Origin of the sequence: Caballeronia sp. NCF2, assembly GCF_023631205.1 — a bacterium.
Classification (GTDB): domain Bacteria; phylum Pseudomonadota; class Gammaproteobacteria; order Burkholderiales; family Burkholderiaceae; genus Caballeronia; species Caballeronia zhejiangensis.
Map to the genome: position 1 here is coordinate 41,160 of NZ_JALQDN010000017.1, position 22,614 is coordinate 63,773.

Here is a 22,614-nt window from a genome sequence, read left to right on the forward strand (position 1 = left end):
ATGGACTTCACAATTCACTCGAAGTATGTCTGCGCGACGCCCACTCGTCGCGCCCGTGTGCGCGGCGCTGTCATGGTCCGAGCGCACGGCGGGTGGCGGAAATATCCATCGGCATAGGCTTTGCTTGGTCTTTTCTGCTGCCTACGTGAGGAGGGGTTGCCCGATGAAGACCTCAACGTTGTTGTCGATGGCTCTGGTTTCCGTCTCGTGCTATGCCGCGCCGCTGCACACCAGTTCGACCGACGAATCCACCGCCGCCATTGCCGCGACGCGCGCCGCGCTGCGCGTGAACGCCGCGCCCGTATCGCCGCCCGCGCCCGAAGTCGCGGCGCAGGATCTCGATCACGCGCGCTGGCGTCATGTGCCGCTGCCGAAATCGCGCACGCCGAGTCACGGCATGGCGAGCCAGACGATTCAGGTCCAGACCTGACGCGCCTCCTCATTCACTGACTCGACACCGGACCTCGGAATGACCGACACGCACGCAAAACACGCCTTGAACGACGAGCCGATCGACAACGAGATCGCCCAGGTATTACGTCTCGTGAAGTACCCCGCCAACAAGGACGCGATCGTCGATGCGGCGCGCGAGGCGGGCGTATCCAACGACGTCATCACCGTGTTCGACGGCCTGCCCGAGCAGGACTACACGGACGCGAATTCGGTCGAACAACTGCTGGGCAGCAACGGCGGTCCCGGAATTTCGATCTGAACCTGGCGCGCGGCACGATCGCGATGCACGCGCTCGCCCGTCTTCGATCAGGTCGTACAAATCTTTATTCATCAAAGACTTAACGCGTCTACGCGAGGCTTTTCAACACTGCTGTCCACAGAAATTGTGGATAAGTCGGGCATCGCATCGATGTCGCGCGCGCGAGCGAAAAAGTGGCGCGATGCGCGTCGCGCGGGGATTTCAGCGCGAAATCAAGAAACTAGATGAGTCGCCAAGCGGTTTTCCACAGCCCTTTCCCCGTGCGCTGAGGATAAGTTATGCAAAGCCCGATACGCATTGATGCAACCTGAAGCGCGCATGACTTTTCCTTCGGCATCAGTCATTTAGCAGACTTTTAGGCGCGTTTTCAACAGGGTGCTCCCCAATTGATGGGGACAACATGTCCGCGCGCTGATGGGGAAAATTTATGTCCGCTTTGCTTTGTAATACAAAGTAAGCGGGTGGCATAATCCCGCCACTCGGGATTTGCAAATCTTCGTCCTCATGCGCAGTCGCTTCCATCAACGAACGGGTTCACTGCTGGCATTGCTCGCAATGCTGCTGATCACGTTCGCGCCGATGGTCTCGCAACTGATCGCCGCCAGCGCGCATGCCGACGAACTCACCGCCGAGCTCTGTTCGGCGCATGCGTCGACAGTCGAGCGTTCGGGCGGTCATCATTCGACGCATTCGACAGACACGCTCGCGCATCTCGACGACCAGGCTTGCGGCTACTGTCACTTCTTCGCGCACGCGCCCGCCATCTCCGATGCACGGGCCCCCGCAGCGCTCGACGTTCCTGCGCGCCGCAGCGTCGCGGTCGCGCGGATTCACATCGAGCGTCCCGCGCCTCCTTTCACCACTGCGCAGCCTCGCGCCCCTCCGGTTCTCGTCTGATTCGTCCTAACGGATCGATTGCCTTTCGCGGCATCGAACGGCGCCGCGCGTCCATCGCGCCGCGCTCATTCATCACGAATTCGAAGAAGAACCATGCTCACTTTCAGCAAGGGGCGGCGTCGTGCCGTCCGCACACGCAGAAGCGAGGACGCTGCCATGAAGCGACTCGCCCGACAACGCGCCCTCATGACGGGCCTCACCGCGCTCGCCGCGACCCGCGCATTCGCGCAGGCCGAACCCGCGACGCTTCCCGCCGTCATCGTTCAAGGACAGGCGCAACATTCGCTGACATCGCAAAACGTCGCCGATCAGAAGCGCACGCTCGACGCGACGGTCGGCTCGGTCGGCTTCGTCGATAGCGCCGATTACCAGAACACCTACGCCTTCACGTTGCGCGACGTCCTCAAGAACGTGCCCGGCGTGTTCGTGCAGAACCGCTACGGCCAGGAGTTGCGCCTCTCGATTCGCGGCTCGGGCCTCGCGCGCGGCTATCACACGCGCGGGCTGGAGATACTGCAGGACGGCATCCCGACCAATCTCGCCGATGGCAGCGGCGACTACTATCAGATCGACCCGCTCGCGCTGCAATCCGTCGATGTCTACAAGGGCGGCAACGGCCTCGCGTACGGCTCGTCGATGATGGGCGGCGCGATCGATTTCGTCACGCCTTCCGCCTACACCGCCGATGCGCCGAACATCGTGCGGCTCGAAGGCGGCAGCTTCGGCACGATCCGGGGCAGCGCGCAGTTTTCGCGCGTGATGGGTCCGCTGGATTTCATCGGCACGTTCTCGGTGAATCATGCGGACGGTTATCGCGATCACGAGCGCGGCCAGTACGAGCAGTTCAACGCGAATGTCGGCTATCGCTTCTCGCCGGATGTGGAGACGCGCTTCTATCTCGGCGCGTATGTCGTCGATCAGCAGCTTCCCGGCACGCTCTCGCTTTCCGACGCGCTCAACAATCCGAGGAAGGCATCCGCGAGCGCGCTGGCGGGCGATCAGGCGCGCGATACGCGCACCGAGCGCATCGCCAACAAGACGACCGTCAAGCTCGATGTCGGGCAGCTCGATATCGTCACATGGGCAATCCACAAGAGTCTGTATCACCCGATCTTCCAGGTCATCGATCAGGACGGCTGGACCTACGGCATCGCGCCGCGCTATACCGCGACGTTCAACGTAAGCGGGATGCGCAACGATGTCATCGCGGGCGCGCGTTTCTTCGGCGGCAACACGCAGGCGCGGCAGTACGTGAACGTGTCGGGCAACGAAGGCGCGCAAACGCTCGATTCGACGCAAAGCGCCTACAACTACGAGGCGTACGTCGAAGACCGTCTGTTCTTCCTGCCGACCGTCGCGCTGATGGCCGGCTTCAAGGCGTTGCGCGACGTGCGCAAGTATGTCGATCACGGCGGGCTCGCGGCCGATCCGAACTACAAGTCGGCTAGCGAGACCTTCAGCGGCGTGAATCCGAAGCTCGGATTGATGTGGCAGCCGAATCGCGACATCCAGGCGTATGTGGACATTACGCGCAGCCAGGACGTGCCGGATTTCGGCGATCTCACGCAGACCTTTTCGAGCACGACGCAATTCACGCCGCTCACGTCGCAGCATGCGTGGACGCTCGAGCTCGGCACGCGCGGCACGCGCGATCGCGTGAGCTGGGACGTCACCGCGTATCGCTCGCTCGTGCGCGACCAGTTGCTTCAGTACACGACGAATCCCGACATACCGGCATCGACGTTCAATGCGAACAAGACGGTGCTGCAGGGCATCGAAGCCGGCGTATCGGTCGATGTGTGGCGCGACGTCACGCACGCGGGCGCGGGCGACAGGATCACGCTGTCGGGCTTGTGGAACCTGAGCGATTTCCGCTTCAAGGACGATCCGCAGTACGGCAACAACCGCATCGCGGGCGTGCCGGTGAACGTGTTGCGCGCCGTGCTCGGCTATGCGCGGCCGAACGGCTTTCACATTTCCGCATCCGTCGACTGGGTGCCGGCGGGCGCGTGGGCCGACGACGCCAACACGTTGCGCGTGCCGGGCTATACGCTCATCGGCGTGCAGGCGGGGATGGATTTTCGCAACGGCCTCTCGGTGTTTCTCGACGCGCGCAATCTGACCAACAAGCGCTACGTGAGCGACATCAGCACGATCGCGGATGCGCGCACCGCGTCGTCGACCGCGATCTTCTATCCGGGCGAAGGCCGCAGCATCTTCGCGGGCGTGCGCTACGCGTTCTGAGCGCGCGGCGGCGACTTAGCTGCCGCGATACTGCGCGGCGCTGGCGGGCGCCGGCGCCGCCGGCTTCTTCGCGTCCGTGTCCCTGGACTTGGCCACGCCGGTCGCCGCCGCATCCGACGACATGTACGCCGGCGCCGCCTTCGCCTTCTGCTTCTGCCCTGCGGGCGGCGCGGTCGGCGCTTTGCCGATATCGGCGAGCATCTGCTGGCAAGGCAGCGGCTTGTTGTTGCTCGGCGCGATGAGCGGAATCAGCGCCGCGAACGGATTGATGAGACCGAGACCCACGGCGGCCGCGCCGCGCAGCGCGAGCACCGGACTCACGCCGACGTGCGGATCCTTGAACGTGCCCTTCACGTACAGCGGCGAGCGCAGGGAGAAAATGCGCAGGCCCTTCGTGTGCGGATGGATGCCGAGATCCATGTCCTCGGTCTTCAGATTGATCGTGCCGTCGACATTGATGACGGCATCGTCGGTATCGAGCGCGAACACGCGCGAATCGAGCACGCCGTCGGTCACGACGAAATCCGCGGCCGCGCAGTTGATGTTCACGTCGCGCTTGCCGAAGAGCTTCTCGTAGACCACGTTCGCCACGTTCAGCCCCGCCGCTTCCATATACAGACGGCTCACGGTGCCTTCCGTGATGAGCGCCTTCACCTCGCCGTTCGATGTCGCCGCGAGCGCCGCGGGCGAATTGCCGGTCGCGGAAAGCGCGGCGTCGCCGTTGACCTCGCCGAGCGCGGATTGCATCGTCTTCACGGTCGGGAACAGCTGCTTGAGCTTCAGATGCCGCGCCTGCGCGGACACGCGGCCCTTGAGCGGCGCGGCGCTGCCGTCGAGATGAATGTTCGATGCGAGCGAGCCGCCCGCCACGCCGAACTTGAGCGGCTCGAACGACAGCACGCCGTCGTTCATGATGACGTGCGTGTACAGATCGGTGATCGGCAGATCAGGATCCTTGATGATGCGCTGGCCGGTGAACTTGACGTCGGCATCGATGGCCTTCCAGCGATCGGTCTTGAACTCTTCGGTCGGCAGCGCCTTCGACGAAGGCTGCTTCTCCGTCTCGCCGCGCTTCGCCTTGCTCGCGTTCGAATCGGCACCGATGATCGGCGCGAGATCCTTGAACTGCAGCAGATGCGACACGAGCTCGCCCTTCAGGAGCGGACGCGGCTTCTTGCCCGCATAGACGAGCGAACCGTTGATATCGCTGCCGCCGACGCGCCCGGTGAAGTTCTCGTAGTGGAACACGTTGCCGTCCTCGCGGAACTGGCCGGTCAGACGCCCTTCGGTCGCGAACGGCGGCGTTTCGGGCAAGGTCACGCCCGTGAACGGATACAGATGCGCCATGCTCACCGCCTGAACCCACAGGCGCAGATCGAGCGCGGCCAGATGCGCCGGATCGGTCACGGTGCCGACGAACGCGATATGCGTGTCGCCGAGGCGCACGTCGGCCTGAACCGGGAACGGGCGCTTCGCGTCCTGCACGGCGAGCACGCCGCCGAGCTTGCCTTCGCCCGAAACCTTGCCGTTGTTGTACGTGCCCTTCACGGTCCAGCCGAATGCGTACGGCGGAATCGGCGGTTTCGGGCCTTCCTTGGTCGTGATGCTGGTATTGGCCGACGTGCTCGCCGGATTCGGCGCCGATGCGTTCGCCGCAGCCGCCGCCGATGCAGCCGACGCCGCCGACGCCGCCGACGCTTCCGAGGCCGCGGCCGCATCCGCTTGTTTGTTGAGCTTCGCCGCGCCGCTCTTGCCGACCATTTCCGCCGACGACTTCGCCGACGCCGCTTCCTGCTGCTTCATCACCTCGCCGATCGGCACGGCCTGGCCGAGCGTATCGATGACGACCTGCATCTCGGCCTTCGTGACTTCATCGTGGATATCGACGGTGCCCTTCGCGAGTGAAATATCGCCGAGCTTGAGATTCCAGGTCGACGGCTCGGTCGATTGCTTGAACTTGAACGTCCAGTTATTGCGATTGTCCTTGAGCCGCTCGACATCGATCGACGGATTCACGAGATTGATCGTCGGAATCACGATGTCGTGCGCGAGCAGCGGCAGCACTTCGACCTGGAAGTCGATTTCATCGAGCGTGGCGAAGTGCTGCTGGCGCGCCCAGTCCGGATTCGCAATCGTGATTTTTTCAGCGGAGAAGCGCGGCCACGGCACCCAGCGTTTCCAGCCCGTCTCGTTTGGCGGACGCTGCCAGCCGACTTTCAGATCGCCGGTGATTTCGAAGCGGCGGCCGATTGCTTCCGATACCTTGTCGTCCACCCAGGGCCGCAGCCGGTTCCAGTCGAACGTCAGAAAAATGACCACCAGTATTGCGATCAGAACCGCCAGAACGGCAAAAATCCATGCGACGATCCTTCCGATTTTTTTTCCGGTCGTTCGGGCCTGCGCCATGACGGCTCCATCCTTTTTTGCTGATTATGATTGCGGCAGCACATCGTGTGCCCGCGGCTTATGCGTCCGCTGAATGCCGAATGTCCGTAAGATGCTCATCCAAAGAACGACACACACACCCACGATGCAGGACGCGACATCGACCGAACTCGTCGCCACGCATGGCGTGATGCGCCGGGACGCCGCGCGCGGCACGGTGCTGCTGCATGCCACGGATTTCGCACTCGACAAAAGCCAGCGCGCCGCGATCACCGGACCGTCGGGCTCGGGCAAGAGCGTGTTTCTGCGCACGCTCGCGCTGCTCGATGCGTGCGATGCCGGTTTCGTTACGTGGCGCAGCGAGCGCATCGCGCGTGCGCAGATTCCGGCTTACAGGCGGCGCGTCGCGTATATCGCGCAACGGCCCGCGATGCTCGACGGCACCGTCGAAGACAATTTGCGCTATCCGTTTTCGCTGAAGGCTTATCGCGACACGCATTTCGATCGCGATATCGCGATGCGGCTCGCGCAGGCGGCCGGACGCAGCGCGGACTTCCTCGACAAGTTCGCAAGCGATCTGTCCGGCGGCGAGGCGCAGATCGCCGCGCTCGTGCGCGTGCTGCAACTCGCGCCCGACGTGCTGCTGCTCGACGAACCGACCGCATCGCTCGATCCGGCGTCGGCACGCTCGATCGAAGCGCTCGTGGCCGCGTGGTTCGACGCCGATGACGCGCGCGCGTGCATCTGGGTATCGCACGATCCGGATCAGGCGCGGCGCGTCGCCACGCGTCATCTGACGATGAACGCAGGCGTACTCGGCGAGGACAAGCGATGAGCGGCTATCAGAACCTCAGTCTCTTCGATATCGGCCTGGCGGCGGCGCTGATTGTCGTCAATGGCGCGCTGTCGGTTGCGCTCGACCTCGGTCTCGAACGTAAGCTCTTCGTCGCCGCGATCCGCACCGTCGTGCAATTGCTGCTGATTGGATACGTGCTCGGCTGGGTGTTCGCGTTCAATCGCTGGTATGTCGTGCTGCCGCTGATGGCGCTGATGACGGTCATCGCCGGATTCGCCGCCTCCGATCGCGGACGGCGCACTTATCGCGGACAGCGCGCGGACAGCATCCTGTCGATTTGGGGCAGTTCGTGGCTGATCGGCGCGTTCGGGCTGTTCGTCGTGATCCGGATTCATCCGTGGTATGAGCCGCAATACGCGATTCCGATCCTCGGGATGATCCTCGGCAATTGCCTGACGGGCGTGTCGCTCGGCATCGAGCGCATGACGGAAGAACTGACTTCGGGACGCGCGGCGGTCGAGATGTCGCTCGCACTCGGCGCCTCGCGCTGGGAAGCGGCGCAGAGACCCGCGCGCCAGGCCGTGCGCGCGGGCATGATTCCGACGTTGAATCAGATGGCCGTGGTCGGTCTCGTCAGCCTTCCCGGCATGATGACCGGCCAGGTGCTCGCCGGGCAGTCGCCATTGCAGGCGGTGCGGTATCAGATCGTCATCATGTTTCTGATTGCGGCGGGCTCGGGGCTCGGCGTGGTCGGGGCCGTCGTGCTGACGTATCGGCGGCTGTTTTCGCGGGACCATCGGTTCATGGCGTCGAAGCTCGTCGAACGAAAAGCCCGCAAACGCGCCGCGTAGCTCACTCGCCGTTGTACGCCCGCTCGAGCGCCGGGAGATCGAGCTTGATCATCCCTTGCATCGCTTTCATGGTGCGGTCGGCTTTCACCGGGTCCGGGTCCTGCAACATGCCGAGCAGACGCGTCGGCGCAACTTGCCACGTCACGCCGAAGCGGTCCGTGAGCCAGCCGCAGGCCAGCGAACGGCCGCCGTCCATCAGCTTGTCCCAGTAGTGGTCGACTTCTTCCTGCGACTCGCACTTGATGAACATAGAAACGGCCGGCGTGAACGCGAACTCCGGATTGCCGTTCAGCGCCAGGAAGTCCTCGCCTTCGAGTTCGAACATCACGGCGATGACGCTGCCGACCGGCTTCGGGCCCGACTCGGTGCTGCGCATGATGTCCTTGATGCGCGCGTTCCTGAACGTGCTGACATAAAAGTTCGCGGCCTCTTCGGCGTTGCCGCCTTGGAACCACAGACAGGGCGAAATCTTGTGCATGTGCGTTGCTCCGTTCTCACTAGCGTGCGTGGTTTCGTTCATTGACCGCAAGGCTGCTGCGCCATCGCCTGCTTCATTTCTTCCGGCGTCATGTCACGCGTATGCGTCGCGACCGACCATTGATGACCGAACGGGTCTTCGAGACGCCCGTAGCGGTCGCCCCAAAACATGTCGGCGACGGGCATCGTGACTTTCGCGCCGGCGCTTTCGGCCTGCTTCACGGTGGCGTCGGCGTCTTCGACATACAGGTGTATCGTGACCGGCGATCCGTTCAGCGCCTTCGGACCGACCGAGCCGAATTGCGGGAACTCATCGACGAGCATCAGCATGGAATCGCCGATTTTGACCATCGCGTGCATGAGCTTGCCGTCGGGCCCGGGCATGCGGCCCAGCTCGATGGCGTTGAACGCGCGCTTGTAGAACTCGATCGCTTCTGCGGCGCCCGCGCACACGAGATGCGGGGTCAGCGAACGCATGCCTTCGGGAATCGGCTTGACGGCGGATTGGGACATGTCGGCTCCGTGTAGTGAGTGAGCGCGCCGGGTTTGGCGCGGTCTCATAGCCTACGACGAACGGGCCGCGCGCGAATCGACACAAGCCCGCAGACGCCTGTCAAATTTCTTCGACCGGCGCGCGCCGATAGCTTATTTCGAATGCTGTTCCGCGAGCGATTGAATCAGCGCTTCGAGCCGCGAGAAATTGACCGGCTTGGTCAGATGATCGCGAAAACCGGCTTCGCGGCAACGGCGGATGTCCTCGTCCATGCCGTAGCCCGTGATCGCCACCGACGGCTTGTCGGGCTGCAGGTTCTGCCACGCGCGCGCGATATCGAGTCCGCTGCCGTCCGGCAGGCCGATATCGCTGACGAGCAGATCGAACGGCCCGCTCTTCGCGCGTTCGAGCGCCTGAGCGACCGTTACGGCAACCGACACTTCGTGGCCGAGCATTTCGAGCACTTCGGCCATCGCCGACGACGTCTGCTCGTTGTCCTCCACGAGCAGCACCTTGAGCGCGCGTCCCTGTTCCCGGCTCGCGGCTTCGATGAGCGGCTCGTCCTCGCGCGCGGGTTGCAGTTTCGCGAGCGGCAGCGTCAGCGTGAAGCGCGCGCCCGCGTCGCGGCCTTCGCTGTAGGCCGAAAGCGTGCCGCCGTGCTTCTGCGCGAGCGTGCTCGCGATCGCGAGACCGAGCCCGAGGCCGCCGAACGAGCGCGTGATGGAATCGTCGGCCTGTTCGAACGCCGAGAAAATGCGCGGCAACGCCTCCGCGCTGATGCCGATGCCGCTGTCCGTCACGGAAACGGCGATCGTCGACGGATCCGGATTCCAGGTCCGCACGTCGATGCGCCCGCCCGCCGGCGTGAACTTCACCGCGTTCTTCATCAGATTCCAGATGATCTGCTGAAGGCGCGCCGCGTCGCCGAGCACGACGAACCGGCCCGCGTCGAAATGCGTTTCGAGCGTGAGGCTCTTCGCGCGCAGATCGGCTTCGGACATGTCGAGCGCGCTCGTCAGCAAGGTATCGAGCGCGACGCTCGCGAAATTCAGCGACAGCTTGCCGCGCGCGATGCTCGTGAGATCGAGCAGATCGTCGATGAGGCGCGCTTCCAGCTCGACATTGCGGCGGATGAGATCGAGCGTCGGATGCGCCTCGCGCGGCAGCGAGTGCTTCATTTCAAGCAGGCGCACGGCGGCGAGAATCGGCGTGAGCGGCGTGCGCAGTTCATGCGAGAGCACCGCCAGAAAATGGTCCTTCGCGCGATTCGCCGATTCCGCCTGATCCTTTGCGAGCCGCAGCGCGTCGGCGGCCATGTGGGCGTCGGTCGCGTCGCGCACGATCTTCGAAAAGCCGATCAGTTCGTCGTGCTCGCTGCGGATCGCCGTCGTCACGCCCGAGGCGAAAAACGAATGGCCATCCTTGCGCCAGAGCCAGCGGTCGTCGCTCGCGCTGCCTTCGCGCCGCGCGGTTTCCAGCTCGGCGTCGAACACGCCGCCCTCGCGATCTTCCTGCGCATAGAAGATGTTCGCGGACTGGCCGAGCACGTCCTGCGCGGGAAAGCCCAGAATGCGCTCCGACGCCGCGTTCCATGTGCGGATGCGGCCTTCGGGATCGAGCGTGATGACCGCGTAATCCTTCAGCGCATCGATGAGCAGGCGGAAATGCGTCTCCGTTTCGCGCAACGCCCGCTCGACGGCGATGCGTTGCGCGCGCTCGGCGCTCTCGCGCATCGCGCGGCGCACGACGGCGGGCAGCCGCTGCAGGCGCTGTTTCAGCACGTAATCGGTTGCGCCGCGCTTGAGCATATCGACGGCATGCTCTTCGCCGAGCAAGCCCGACACGAAGATGAACGGCGTGTCCGGGGAACGCTCGCTCGCGATCGTGAGCGCCTCGATGCCCGAGAAGGTCGGCATCACGAAGTCGGCGAGGATCACGTCGAAGCGCTTTTTCTCCAGCTCGGCGATGAACGCCGCGGAGTCGTACACGATCGACGCCTCGACCGCATAGTCCGCGCGTTCGAGCTGGGCGATCGTCAGCTCCGCATCGAGTGCGTTGTCTTCGACGAGAAGCAGATGCAGAGGCTGCATGATCTAGGCGTCCTCTTGAAAGGACGCTTGCGGGCGCACCGGCCGGGACGGATTCGTGCTCATGGGCGCAGCGGTCATTGCGCGGGCGGCGGGCGGCGAAAGCGCGTCGAGCCCGGCGGCGGCTCGTTGAGCACGGCCCAGAACACGCCGAGATCGCTGATCGCCTCGACGAATTCGGCGAATTCCACCGGCTTCACCACATATGCGTTGACGCCGAGTTCATAGCTGCGGATGAGATCCTGCTCCTCGCGCGACGACGTGAGCATGACCACCGGCACGCTCTTCAGCGATGCGTTCGAGCGGATCATGTCGAGCACTTCGAGGCCGTCGATCTTCGGCAGCTTCAGGTCGAGCAGGATCACCGCCGGATTGCCGGGCGCGCGCTCCTTCCACTCGCCTTCGGAGGTGAGATAGTCGATGGCTTCCTGACCGTCGCGCGCCACGATCACCTCGTTGGCGAGCTGACTCTTGTCGAGCGCGACGAGCGTGAGCTCGAGATCGTTCGGATTGTCTTCGACGAGCAATATCGGTTTAAGCATGGTTTTTTCTTGACTTTGTATTTGGCGCGCCTTGCGTCCCGTTCGCGTTGCGGAATGTCACGGGCAGCGAGAAATAGAATACCGCGCCCTCTCCCAGCCGCCCTTCGGCCCACGTGCGCCCGTCATGACGCTCGATGATGCGCCGCACGTTGGCGAGCCCGATGCCCGTGCCCTCGAACTCTTCCGCGCGATGCAGGCGCTGGAACACCCCGAACAGCTTCGCGCCGTACTTCATGTCGAAGCCGACGCCGTTGTCGCGCACGCCGATCACGTATTCGTCGCCGCTTCGGGTCGCGAATATCTCGATTTTCGCCGATTCCCGCGTCCGCGTATATTTCACCGCGTTCGATATCAGGTTGCGCACCGCAAGCTGAAGGAAAGCGGCGTCGCCGGTCACGCGCGGCAGATCGCCGATCACCCATTCGATGCTTCTTCCCGAGCCTTCCACCTCGACTTCCTGCACGACCGACTTCACGAGCAGGCCGAGATCGACCGGTGCGGGCCGGAGCGCGGCGCGGCCCATCTGCGAGAACGTCAGCAGGTCGTCGACGAGCGTGCCCGCGAAACGCGCAGATTCCAGCATGTTGTTGAGAAACCGCCGGCTCTTGTCCGACATGCGCTCGCCTTCCTGCTCGCGCAGAAGATCGCCGTATCCGGCGATATGGCGCAATGGCGCGCGCAGATCATGCGATACCGAATACGAGAACGCCTCCAGCTCCTTGTTCGCGCGCGTGAGTTCGGTCGCGAGTTCCGCGCGCTCTTCCGCGCGGCGCAGCACGATGTTCAGCAGCGCGCCGCGCAGTTCGGCGGCGATTTCGAGCTCGCTCTGACGCCACAGCGCCGAATGGCCGCGCACCGTTTCGAGCCACGGCGAAAAGCTCGTGCGCGGCGCGCTCGAGCCATCCGCGCTTTCGATCTTGATCGGCTCGCCCGCCCATTCGATCGTCTGCATCAGTTCGGGACGGAACCACAGCAAATAGTTGCGGAAGATCTGCGAGACCGGCACCGCGAGCACGCCGCACGCCTTGTCTGCGTGCGCCTTGGCGGGCGGCCATTCGCGCGCGAGCGAATCCGTCGCCCACACGCCGGACGTGTTTTCCGCGAGCCAGTGCGTGAGCGCGCGCACGGTGTCCTCGTCGGGCGTCGCGCCGAGCAGCGTGACCTGATCGTCGAAGACGATCGCCGCGCCCGCCGAACGCGCGAAACTCAGTACGTCGCCCGGCACGGCGCGCAAGCCGGCGACGAAGTTCTCGTGCTCGCCCATCGCCGAAATCAGGCGGCTCATCGTGCGGCGCAGCGCGCTCAGATATTCGCCCTCGGCGCGCTCTTCCTTCGCTTCGATCTGCAAGGACAGCATGTGCCCGAGATGCTCGACCGCGACGCGCGTATTGAACGGCACGATGCGCGCGCTGTGATCGTGACACGAGATGAGTCCCCACAACTGTCCCCGCACGACGATCGACACGGACATCGACGCATGCGTGCCCATGTTGCGCATGTACTCCAGATGCACGGGCGAGAAGCTGCGCAGCGTCGCAAACGTGAGATCGGTGGGGCGGCCGGTGACGGGATTCACGCTCGGCACGAGGCGCGCGGGCGTGTAGTCGACATCGGCGACGAGGCGGATACGGTTCTTCAGATACAGCGCGCGCGCCTGACGCGGAATGTCCGACGCCGGGAAGAACTGATGCAGGAACGACGGATAACTCGCGTCGCGGTCCTCCGCGAGCACGTGGCTGCGGCCTTCCTCGTCGAAGCTATAGAGCATCACGCGGCCGAAGCCCGTGATCGCCCGCACTTCGCGCACGGCGAGCTCCGCGAGCGCCTGCACGCTGCCGCCCTCCTGCAGCCCGCGCGCGAACGTGCGGACGAGCGGATACATCGACGCAAACGCATCGCCCGTCGCGGCGGCGGTCTCCATCTCGACGATGAGCGTGCCGTCATGACGATGTATCGTCACATCGAGGCGCAACGCCTTATCGGACGACGACGGCGCGAGATCGATCGGGCCGATGTAAAGCGGCGCGTCGTCGAGCGCGGACGTGGCGGCCGCCTGCCCGATGCGCTGCGCGCCCGCCGCGCCGAGCACGACATCGAGCGGAGCGCCGAGCAGTTCGTCGACACCCGCGTTCGTCAGCGAGACGAGGTTCTCGCTGACCTGCAGGATGTGCAGATCGTCGGACAGCACGAGCAGAAATCCATGCGGCTGGATGCCGCCGGGAATGTGGATCGGCTCGGCATCGCAGTCCTGGCTGGCGACGCCCGAGCTGAGCGTGCGCCGGCGCGCTTCGGCATCGGGCGGTCCTTGCGATGCTTCGCGCACGGCCCTCGCGCCGATGGGCGGCTCGCTCGCGGACTCGCTCATGAACCCGCTCCCGGCGCGGGCTGCGAATACTCGATGCCGATTGCTTCAGGACACAGCCACGCTTGCAGACTTTCGAACGTCGCGATGGCGGCTTTCACCGCATCGTCGTGAAGGCGTTCGGGCACGCTTGCCGCCGCGGTCTCGCGAAACGCGTTCCACATGCTGCCCGTGCGCGGGCCGTAGCCGTCGAAATACGCGTTGCCGATGCCCGGCGCGAGATCGAGACGCGCGGCCACATGCGGCGCGATGAAGCGGCCGCCGAGCGTGCTGCCTTCCATCACGTACATCGAGCCGATGGCATCGCCGATGTTGTCCATACGCGGCAGGTCATCGCGCGCGCCGGCTTGCGGCAGCGATCCGGCGGACGGCGTTTCACCCGTCAGCGCGGCGAGATCGGCGGCGAGGAGCGACGCCTTGCGGCGCGCATCGAAAAAGTCCGCGAGCGACGACGGCAGGCACGCGGCCGCCGCGTCTTCCCACGGCGCGACGTAACCATAGAATCGTTCGAGCAGCGCGATGTATTCGTCGCGCTGAAGGTCGTCCCGCATCAGGTCGAGCGCATTCTCCAGCCGCGCGTGGCACGCAGCGGTTTCGTTCTTCAGACGGGACAGAAGGTCGAGTGGCATGTTCCGTTGTGTTGGCTTCAGTCCGCAAAGCGGTCATGGGATGCAAGCATCGGAAGGGCTTACCGGTTTGCGCGCTTGTTGAAATACGCGCATCGGTAGAAAAAACGCGGCGAACGTTGCGTTCAAGCCCGCTCCCGATCAACGAATCATTCTACGCAAGCGGCCCGCGCGCTGCCATCCGCGAAGGCTTTTCACCGTTCGGTTCAGCGCTCCTTCGACTGCCCTTCACCGCTGTTCGCATTCGCATGTTCGTCGCGCTGCGTGTCGCGCTGATAGTCGCCGCCGCCGCGCCGGTCCGTGTCGACGAGACCGTGTTCGAGGTCCTCGTGCGCCTGCTTGCCAACATCGCGCGCGCCATGTTCGCGTTGCGATTCGACGTTCTGATCCGCCTCGTGAGGCAGCGGCGCGTTCGACGCATCGTCGCGCGCCTGCTTTTCGCGATCCTTGCTCGCCATTTCGCGTCCGCGTTCGGGCACGCTCTCCGGGCCCGCGTTCGCCTGCTTCATGTTCGTCTCCTTGTGAACGCTCACTTGCGCGATGCGTTCATGCCAAGCCGCTTCTTCATCTCCGCCGTGAGCCGCTGACGCGCCTTGTCATAGCCCGCCCACGGATCGCTCTTCAGCGCATCGAGCCGCTCGCGCACGTTGCCGATATGCCATTGATCGCCGCTCGTGACGGAATCGAGTTCGTCCCAGGCAAGCGGCATCGATGCGCCGAGCCCCGGCCGCGCGCGCAGCGAGAATGCGGCGACCGTGCTGGAGCCGCGGTTGTTGCGCAGATAGTCGATGAAGATCTTGCCCTTGCGATTCTGCATGCCCATTTTCGCGGAGAAGAGCTTGGGCAGCGTGCTCGCCATATGCTGCGCGACGGCCTGCGAGAAATCCTTCATGTCGTCCCAGCTCGCCTGCTTCGCAAGCGGCACGACCACATGAAAGCCCTTGCCGCCGCTCGTCTTGCAGAACGACGTGAGACCGAGCTCGACGAGCAGATCCTTCGTGAGCTTCGCGGCCTCGATCATGCGTTCCCAGCCGACGCCTTCGCCCGGATCGAGATCGAAGATCATGCGATCCGGCTTCTCGATGTTCGACGCCACCGCGTTCCACGTATGCAGCTCGATCGTGCCCATCTGCGCGGTGCCGACGAGCGCCTGCGACGATTCGATCGTGAGCAGCGGCGGATGTCCCGGATCGATATCGGGATGCTGCGTGATATGCGGAATCGCGAGCTTCGCGCTGTGCTTCTGAAAGAACAGCTCGCCGCCGATGTCTTCCGGCGCGCGCACGAGGGACACCGGCCGATCCTTCAGATGCGGCAGCATCCAGTCGGCGACCGACGCGTAATACTCGACGACGTCGAGCTTGGTCAGCCCCGTCGATTTGTCGATCACGCGATCCGGATGGCTGATCTTCACGCCTTCGATTTCAGCCGGACTCGCCTTGGCCTTTTTCGCGGCCGTCGTCTTCTTCGCCGCGATTTTCTTTGCCGCGACTTTCTTCGCGGCCACGGGCTCTTCCTTCACGATCTGACGCGCGGGTTTATCGTCCCGCAAACTGACGAACGATGCTTGTCGCACGATGCGCTCCTTGGTCCATTCCGCGAAATTGCATTCGGCCACGAGCTCGGGCTTCACCCAATGCACGGGCGTGCGGCTGCGTTCCTGCGGCTCGCTTGCAAAGGGCATGCGTTGAGTCTCGCGCTTGTCGAGTTCCTTCTTCACCGCGACGAGCGTCGCGTGATCGAAGCCGCTGCCGACGCGCCCTGCGTACTGCAACTTGCCGTCCGTATCGTAGACGCCGAGCAGCAGCGCGCCGAACTGCCCGCGGCTGCCAGAGGGCTCCGAATAGCCGCCGATCACGAATTCCTGGCGGCGTCTGCACTTGAGCTTGATCCACGACGCACCGCGCCCCGAGACATAGGTGCTGTCGATCCGCTTGCCGATGATGCCTTCCAGCGCCATGTCGCAAGCGCTCTTGAGCAGGTCGTCGGCGTGAAAGGCGAAGTCTTGCGAGAAGCGCAGCACCGGATCGTCGAGCGGCTCGATGACCGCCTTCAGGATCGCGCGGCGTTGCACGAGCGGCACGTTGCGCAAGTCGTAGCCGTTCAGATACGGCACGTCGAAGAAATAGACGACGATGTCTTGCGGGCGCCCCACGTCGAATGCGTTCTGCAGCGCCTGGAAGTCGGGCAAGCCGCGCTCGTCGAGCACCACGGCTTCGCCGTCCAGCCAGCCGCTTTCGATATCGAGCTTGTCGAGCGCCTTCACCTGCTTCGAGAACTTCGCGGTCCAGTCGTTGCCGTTGCGCGTATAGATGCGAACTTCGCGCTTGCCCTTCACCGTTTCGATGCGCGCTAGCACGCGATAGCCATCGAACTTTATTTCGTAGCCCCAATCATCTCCGGGCGGCGCGGCATCGACGAGCGTGGCGAGTTGCGGCTTGAGCGTCGCGGGCAGCTTCGCCTTTTGCGCGCCTTCGATCGCCGGTTCGTGCGACAACGTGCGCAACGACTCGGCGTTGCGATTCGCGACGATATCCGGATGCGCGTGACCATTCCCCGCCTTCGCTGCTTTCGCCGAGGTCTTGCGCGCCGGCGCTTTCTTCGCGCCCGCCTTGCGTTCGTTGCGCTCGCGCAGCGCACCGGTTTCGTCGCGTGCGCCGAGCGAATCGGACAGCACGCTGCCGGGTTTCTTCAGCAAGATGTCGTACTCGGCTTCGGGACGCGCTTCGTCGTCACGCTCCTTGATGAGCAGCCATTGCTCCTTGTCGCCGCTGCCGCGCATGTGGCTTTTCACGAGCGTCCAGCCGCCGTGCAGCTTTTCGCCGTCGAGCGTGAACTTGAGCTTGCCCTTTGCATACTCGCGCGCCGCGTCCTCGACGCTGCCCGATTGCGGCGCCCAGGTCCCGCGATCCCACACGATGACGCTGCCCGCGCCGTAGTTGCCTTCGGGAATCTCGCCTTCGAACGAGCCGTAATCGAGCGGATGATCTTCGACGTGCACCGCCAGCCGCTTCACCGACGGATCGAGACTCGGCCCTTTCGGCACCGCCCATGATTTGAGCGTGCCATCGAGTTCGAGACGGAAGTCGTAATGCAAGCGGCGCGCGTCGTGTTCCTGAATCACGAAGGACAGCGCGCTTTGCGTGGCCTTTTTCGCGCGCGCGTTGCGCTTCTTGGCGCCGGACGGCTCCGGCGTCTTGTCGAAACGCCGCATCCGCTGATAGGTTTCGAGTTTCTCAGCCATCGTCGTTGGGTCGTGCGCTTATGCGCGTTTGCGGCGCGTCGTCTTGCGTGCCGGACGCGCGGTTTCCTCGCCGCTTTCGTCGCCCGAATCGTCATCGGAATGCGCGGCCTTGCCGCCGCGTTTCGCCGCGCCGCCTTTCTTCAGGCTGCGCTTGAGCAGTTCGGACAAGTCGAGAATGTCGGCGGATGCCTTTTCCTCGCCACCTTCGTCGATCTTCATCACCTCGGCGACCTTGCCTTCCTTCACCTTCCTGTCGACGAGCGCCATGATGTCGTCCTTGAAGGTGTCGTGATACTTCGTCGGGTCCCAGGTGTCGCTCATGTCGTCGATGAGACGCTTGGCCATTTCGAGTTCCTTCGGCGTGACGCCGGCCTTTTTCGTGTCTTCGTCCGGGAACTTGAACTGGCTGAAGTCGCGCACTTCGTCGCCCCAGCGCAGTGTGTTGAGCGCGAGCGCGGGGCCGACCGGAATCAGCGCCGCCAGATGTTGCTTGTTGTGCAGCACGACGCTCGCGATGCCGACCTTGCCCGTATCCTTCAGCGCATCGCGAAGCAGCGCGTAGACCTTTTCGCCTTTGCGATCGGGCGCGAGGTAGTACGGCGTATCGAGCGAGAGGAACGAGATCTCGGGCGCATCGACGAAGGCGAGAATATCGACCGTCTGCGTCGATTCGGGATTGGCCGCGCGGATTTCGGCGTCGGTCATCACGACGTACTTGCCCTTCTCGTATTCGAAGCCGCGCACGATGTTGTCGCGCGTGACTTCCTTGCCCGTGTTCTTGTTGATCTGCTTGTAGCCGATCGGGTCCATCGAGCGCTTGTCGAGCAGGTTGAAGCCGACCTTCTCCGACTGCGTCGCCGGATAGAGTTGCACGGGCACGTGGACCAGCCCGAAGCTGATCGCGCCTTTCCAGATCATGTGCGGCATTGCGACACCTTCGCTGTCGGATCGAATCGATGGATACGCTCGGGAACATGCGCCCAAGCGTTTCTGCGCGCCGTTTTCAGCGCGGCATCGACAAGAATCGCACAAAGCGTGCCAAGCGGCGCGGGCGTGCGGACGCACGGCGCGCCGGGTCGCCCGCGCTTGCGTGCAGCCGTTCATCTGTAAGCTTTACTGAGGATGAGTTTGCGCGACAAGTTTGCGCGGTTCGGAAAACAAGACAGTTAGTTGCGTATGCGGCATCGAAAAAACGCGCCGGGAAGGCTGGCGCGTCCATCGAGTTACTTGCGGCTCGCGGTGACGGTCAACTGCGTGCCGTCATCGAGCGTGACGGTTTTCTTGGAGCCGGTAGAGGTCGACATCGAGAAGCGCACGATCTGGCTGAAGCGATTATCGACGGGACATTGCAGGCTCCTGCCGCCCACGGTCACCTTGCTCGTGCCCTTCGGCGCGTATGCGCGAAAGCTGATCTGCACGTTCGCCGCGCCGTTGTCCGCGACGACCGGCGCGAAGCGGATCTGCACTTGCCGCACCGCTTGCCCGTCCGCGCTTTTGGGCACCGACGCCGCCTGCGGGCACCCGTCCGGTACGGCCTGCGCGCCGCTCGGCGCGGTGCCCTGCCAGGTGAAGTCGTCGGTCTGGCCCGAGCGGATGGTGCGCGTTTCCTGCTCATTGCCGAAATTCTTCGACGCCATCTTCACCGTGTACTTGATGGGGCCGTCATTGGGCGCTTCGGAGAGAACCTTGATGCCTGGCGTCGCGTGGGCGGTCGCTGCGAACAGCGCGAGCGCGGCGACGGAAACGATGCGACGAACGATCAAACGACGATTCATGCCGCCACCTCCGTATCGAGCGCTTGGAAGGAAAGACCGGCGCCGCGAAGCGCCGGCAAGCTGTAGGGCCGATCCAGTCTAGCGCCCCGCCCGCTGGCTCATCCTAGTGGAAAACCCGCGTGAGCAGCAACGTCGATGATGTTCGTCAACACATTCGTCAGAAGCCGGTCAGCACGAGCTTGCCGACCGTGCGCCCTTCTTCCAGAAGGCGATGCGCCTCGCGCAGATTCGCCGCGTTGATCGCGCCGAGATTCTTCCCGAGCGTCGTGCGGATGGTGCCTGCGTCGATCAGCCGCGCCACTTCGGACAGCAGCTTGTGCTGCTCGATCATGTCGGGCGTCTTGAACATCGCGCGCGTGAACATGAACTCCCAGTGAAACGCCGCGCTCTTCGCTTTCAGCAATTCGACGGGAACGGGCTGCGCGTTCTCGACGATCGACGCGATGCCCCCTTGCGGCTTGATGACGTCGGCGGCCGCGGGAAAATGCTTGTCGGTGTCGTTGAAGATCAGCACGTAATCGACTTCGGGAAAGCCGATTGCCTTCATCTGCTTCGGAATGTCGTCGAAGTGATTGACGATGTGATCCGCGCCGAGGTCTTCGGCCCATTTCGCCGATTCGGGCCGCGAGGCAGTGGCGATCACCTGCAATTTCGCGACGCGCTTCGCCAGCTGAATGCCGATCGAGCCGACGCCGCCCGCGCCGCCGATAATCAGCACCGACTTGCCCGCGTCCTTGCCTTCCGCCGACACGCCGAGCCGCTCGAAGAGCGCTTCCCACGCGGTGATCGTCGTGAGCGGCAGCGCGGCGGCGTGGGTGAAATCGAGCGATTTCGGCTTCGCGCCGACAATGCGCTCGTCGATCAGATGAAACTCGCTGTTCGCGCCTTGACGCGTAATGTCGCCCGCGTAGTAGACCGGATCGCCGGCCTTGAAGAGCGTCACGTCCGGGCCGACCGCTTCCACGACGCCCGCCGCGTCCCAGCCGAGCACGCGCGGCGTCGCCTCGACCTTGTCTTTCGGCGCGCGCACTTTCGTGTCGACGGGATTGACGGCGATCGCTTCGATTTTCACGAGCAGATCGCGGCCGGTCGGCGTGGGCTTGTCGAGTTCGATATCGACGAGCGATTCGGGATTGGAAATCGGGAGATAGCGGGTCAAACCGATGGCTTTCATTTCTTGCTCCGTCGTGAGTGGACTGGATTCGATCTTAAAGTGCGATCGGTCTTTCGAAAACCGTCATAATCGCTGAAACATTTTTCGGGAAATCCATCGAATGGCGAGCGATCCTGTAACGGAAGACACGACGCGCGAGCGGCTCGATCTGCTCGACGTCGGCCTTTTTGTGCGCGCGGCGGCGCTGGCGAATCTGTCGGCGGCGGCGCGGGAATTCGGCTTGTCGCCGGCGGTGGCGAGCGCGCGCATCGCCGGGCTGGAGCGCATGCTCGGCACGCGGCTTCTGCATCGCACGACGCGGCGGGTCTCCGTCACGCAGGAAGGCGAGATTTTCGCGGCGCGCGCGCGCGAACTGCTCGACGCCGCCGAAGCCGCGCGCGCATCGGTCGGGCGCGCGCGGGCGCATCCGCATGGCCGGCTGCGCGTGACGATGCCGTCTTCGCTCGGCCGCCAGCACATCTCGCCGCTGATTCCGGCGTTTCTGCGCCAGTTTCCCGGCGTGACCGTCGATTTGCGCATGACCGATCAGATCGTCGATCTCGTCGATGAAGGCATCGACCTCGCGATCCGCATCGGCGCGCTGAAGGATTCGACGCTCGTCGCGAAAAAGCTCGCGAGCAACCGGCGCGTGCTGTGCGCATCGCCCGCGTATCTCGCCGAACACGGCACGCCGCGCCATCCCGCCGATCTCGTCGATCACGAATGCGTGATCCTCGCCGATCAGCGCGACTGGAGCTTCGTCACGCCGACGGGCGTCATCGACGTGCGCGTGTCCGGGCGCATCGTGACGGACAACGGCGAAGTGATCCGGGATGCGCTCGCGGCGGGCATCGGCATCGGCCTCAAATCGACGTGGAGCGTCGCGCCCTTGCTCGCGAGCGGCGAACTCGTCACCGTGCTCGACGATTACCCGCTCGCGCAGACCGTCGCGATCTGGGCGGTGTATCCGAGCCGCGCGTTCGTGCCGCCGAAGACGCTCGCGTTCATCGACTTCCTCGCAGTACAGTTCGGCGAGCCGCCTTACTGGGATGTCGATCCGGCGCGCGTGCAGCGCTGAAGGTTCTTTACAATGGCGGTTTCGCCGCCCTTTCCTGCTCTTTTTGATGAACCTCGTCATTCAAAGTCCCAGCGCCATTTCCGATTCGCATCTGCGGCCGCTCGCGGCGCTCGCACGCGCCAAAGAGACGCAGCGCGTCGACGACACCCTTCTGCGTCTCATCGACGCCGATCCGCTGCAGCGCCCCGACATCGACGCTTATTGCGGCACCCATGCGCTCGATTACGCCTTTATCGAAGCGAACGCGAAGCTCGCCGATTTCGGCCTCGTCGCGATGGACATGGATTCGACGCTCATCACGATCGAGTGCATCGACGAAATCGCGGATTTTTGCGGGCTGAAAGCCGAAGTCGCGGCAATCACCGAAGCGTCGATGCGCGGCGAGATCAAGGACTTCAACGAGAGCCTCACGCGGCGCGTCGCGCTCCTCAAAGGTCTCGATGCAAGCGCGTTGGAACGCGTCTACGAAGAGCGCCTGCAACTGTCGCCGGGCGCGGAACGCATGCTCGAAGGCGCGCGCGCGGCGGGCCTGAAAACGCTGCTCGTGTCGGGCGGCTTCACGTTCTTCACCGAGCGTCTGAAGGCGCGGCTCGGCCTCGATTACACGCGCGCGAATACGCTCGAAATCGTCGATGGGAAGCTGACCGGCAAGGTCGTCGGCGAGATCGTGAACGCGGATGTGAAGGCGCGCACGCTCATCGAAACGTGCGCGCAGATCGGCATCGATCCGAAACGCGCGATCGCAATGGGCGACGGCTCGAACGACCTGAAGATGATGGCGGAAGCCGGATTATCGGTCGCGTTCCGCGCGAAGCCGGTCGTGCGGCAATCGGCGAGTCTCGCGTTCAACTTCGTCGGACTCGACGGCTTGTTGCGGCTCTTCTGATCGATG

Annotated in this window: 20 protein-coding genes; 8 read left to right on the forward strand and 12 right to left on the reverse strand. The window is 64.1% G+C overall.

Annotated features, from left to right (window positions below; all coding sequences use genetic code 11):
• The first annotated feature begins 163 nt into the window (after positions 1–163).
• The 4 genes from NCS02_RS07970 (at position 164) to NCS02_RS07985 (ending at position 3,853) form a co-directional block, all read left to right on the forward strand.
• Complete coding sequence (locus NCS02_RS07970) at positions 164–430, forward strand: hypothetical protein (RefSeq protein ID WP_008349457.1); 267 nt, start codon at positions 164–166, stop codon at positions 428–430.
• 39 nt (positions 431–469) lie between these two features.
• Positions 470–712: a DUF2795 domain-containing protein gene (locus NCS02_RS07975; RefSeq protein ID WP_034473428.1), complete on the forward strand. Its 243-nt coding sequence runs from the start codon at positions 470–472 to the stop codon at positions 710–712.
• A 504-nt stretch (positions 713–1,216) separates the two neighbouring features.
• Positions 1,217–1,609: a DUF2946 domain-containing protein gene (locus NCS02_RS07980; protein ID WP_033537158.1), complete on the forward strand. Its 393-nt coding sequence runs from the start codon at positions 1,217–1,219 to the stop codon at positions 1,607–1,609.
• Between the two features lie 156 nt (positions 1,610–1,765).
• Complete coding sequence (locus NCS02_RS07985) at positions 1,766–3,853, forward strand: TonB-dependent receptor family protein (RefSeq protein ID WP_250519534.1); 2,088 nt, start codon at positions 1,766–1,768, stop codon at positions 3,851–3,853.
• Positions 3,854–3,868: 15 nt separating this feature from the next.
• Here NCS02_RS07985 and NCS02_RS07990 read toward each other — a convergent pair whose 3' ends face one another.
• Positions 3,869–6,259, reverse strand: a complete 2,391-nt coding sequence (locus NCS02_RS07990) for an AsmA family protein (RefSeq protein WP_250522971.1) — start codon at positions 6,257–6,259, stop codon at positions 3,869–3,871.
• A 124-nt stretch (positions 6,260–6,383) separates the two neighbouring features.
• Here NCS02_RS07990 and NCS02_RS07995 point away from each other — a divergent pair, with 124 nt between their 5' ends.
• Positions 6,384–7,073: an ABC transporter ATP-binding protein gene (locus NCS02_RS07995; protein WP_250519545.1), complete on the forward strand. Its 690-nt coding sequence runs from the start codon at positions 6,384–6,386 to the stop codon at positions 7,071–7,073.
• The gene (locus NCS02_RS08000) at positions 7,070–7,885 is read left to right on the forward strand and encodes an ABC transporter permease (RefSeq protein WP_008349446.1); all 816 of its coding nucleotides are present in this window, start codon (positions 7,070–7,072) and stop codon (positions 7,883–7,885) included. The genes NCS02_RS07995 and NCS02_RS08000 overlap by 4 nt, the downstream gene beginning before the upstream one ends.
• 1 nt (position 7,886) lies before the next feature.
• Here the strand turns inward: NCS02_RS08000 and NCS02_RS08005 are convergent, their stop codons facing one another.
• The 11 genes from NCS02_RS08005 to NCS02_RS08055 all read right to left on the reverse strand — a co-directional run bounded on the left by NCS02_RS08005 (position 7,887) and on the right by NCS02_RS08055 (position 20,665).
• Entirely contained in the window at positions 7,887–8,363 is a 477-nt protein-coding gene (locus tag NCS02_RS08005; RefSeq protein WP_008349443.1) for a VOC family protein, read from the reverse strand.
• Positions 8,364–8,401: 38 nt separating this feature from the next.
• Positions 8,402–8,875 (reverse strand): VOC family protein, encoded by a 474-nt coding sequence (locus tag NCS02_RS08010; RefSeq protein WP_008349441.1) that lies wholly within the window; start codon positions 8,873–8,875, stop codon positions 8,402–8,404.
• Between the two features lie 132 nt (positions 8,876–9,007).
• A complete protein-coding gene (locus NCS02_RS08015) occupies positions 9,008–10,945 on the reverse strand; it encodes a hybrid sensor histidine kinase/response regulator (protein WP_008349438.1) in 1,938 nt (645 codons plus the stop codon).
• A gap of 74 nt (positions 10,946–11,019) precedes the next feature.
• Positions 11,020–11,484 (reverse strand): response regulator, encoded by a 465-nt coding sequence (locus NCS02_RS08020; protein ID WP_008349436.1) that lies wholly within the window; start codon positions 11,482–11,484, stop codon positions 11,020–11,022.
• Complete coding sequence (locus NCS02_RS08025) at positions 11,477–13,849, reverse strand: ATP-binding protein (RefSeq protein ID WP_250522972.1); 2,373 nt, start codon at positions 13,847–13,849, stop codon at positions 11,477–11,479. Before NCS02_RS08025 ends, NCS02_RS08020 begins: the two co-directional genes overlap by 8 nt.
• Complete coding sequence (locus NCS02_RS08030; RefSeq protein ID WP_008349429.1) at positions 13,846–14,475, reverse strand: biliverdin-producing heme oxygenase; 630 nt, start codon at positions 14,473–14,475, stop codon at positions 13,846–13,848. The genes NCS02_RS08025 and NCS02_RS08030 overlap by 4 nt, the downstream gene beginning before the upstream one ends.
• Positions 14,476–14,678: 203 nt before the next feature.
• Complete coding sequence (locus tag NCS02_RS08035; protein ID WP_034473466.1) at positions 14,679–14,981, reverse strand: hypothetical protein; 303 nt, start codon at positions 14,979–14,981, stop codon at positions 14,679–14,681.
• A 20-nt stretch (positions 14,982–15,001) separates the two neighbouring features.
• Positions 15,002–17,716 (reverse strand): DNA ligase D, encoded by a 2,715-nt coding sequence (ligD, locus tag NCS02_RS08040; RefSeq protein WP_250519538.1) that lies wholly within the window; start codon positions 17,714–17,716, stop codon positions 15,002–15,004.
• Between the two features lie 18 nt (positions 17,717–17,734).
• Positions 17,735–18,643 carry a non-homologous end joining protein Ku gene (ku, locus tag NCS02_RS08045; RefSeq protein WP_250519539.1) on the reverse strand — a complete coding sequence of 303 codons (909 nt, stop codon included), beginning with the start codon at positions 18,641–18,643 and terminating at the stop codon, positions 17,735–17,737.
• 296 nt (positions 18,644–18,939) lie between these two features.
• Entirely contained in the window at positions 18,940–19,491 is a 552-nt protein-coding gene (locus tag NCS02_RS08050; protein WP_250519540.1) for a DUF6013 family protein, read from the reverse strand.
• Positions 19,492–19,648: 157 nt separating this feature from the next.
• Positions 19,649–20,665 (reverse strand): zinc-binding alcohol dehydrogenase family protein, encoded by a 1,017-nt coding sequence (locus NCS02_RS08055; protein WP_250434798.1) that lies wholly within the window; start codon positions 20,663–20,665, stop codon positions 19,649–19,651.
• A gap of 100 nt (positions 20,666–20,765) precedes the next feature.
• On the opposite strand from NCS02_RS08055, the gene NCS02_RS08060 reads away from it, so the two are divergent.
• Positions 20,766–21,722 (forward strand): LysR family transcriptional regulator, encoded by a 957-nt coding sequence (locus NCS02_RS08060; RefSeq protein WP_034473407.1) that lies wholly within the window; start codon positions 20,766–20,768, stop codon positions 21,720–21,722.
• 46 nt (positions 21,723–21,768) lie between these two features.
• Positions 21,769–22,608, forward strand: coding sequence for a phosphoserine phosphatase SerB (serB, locus tag NCS02_RS08065; protein WP_008349420.1), 840 nt, complete (start codon positions 21,769–21,771; stop codon positions 22,606–22,608).
• Positions 22,609–22,614 lie beyond the last annotated feature (6 nt).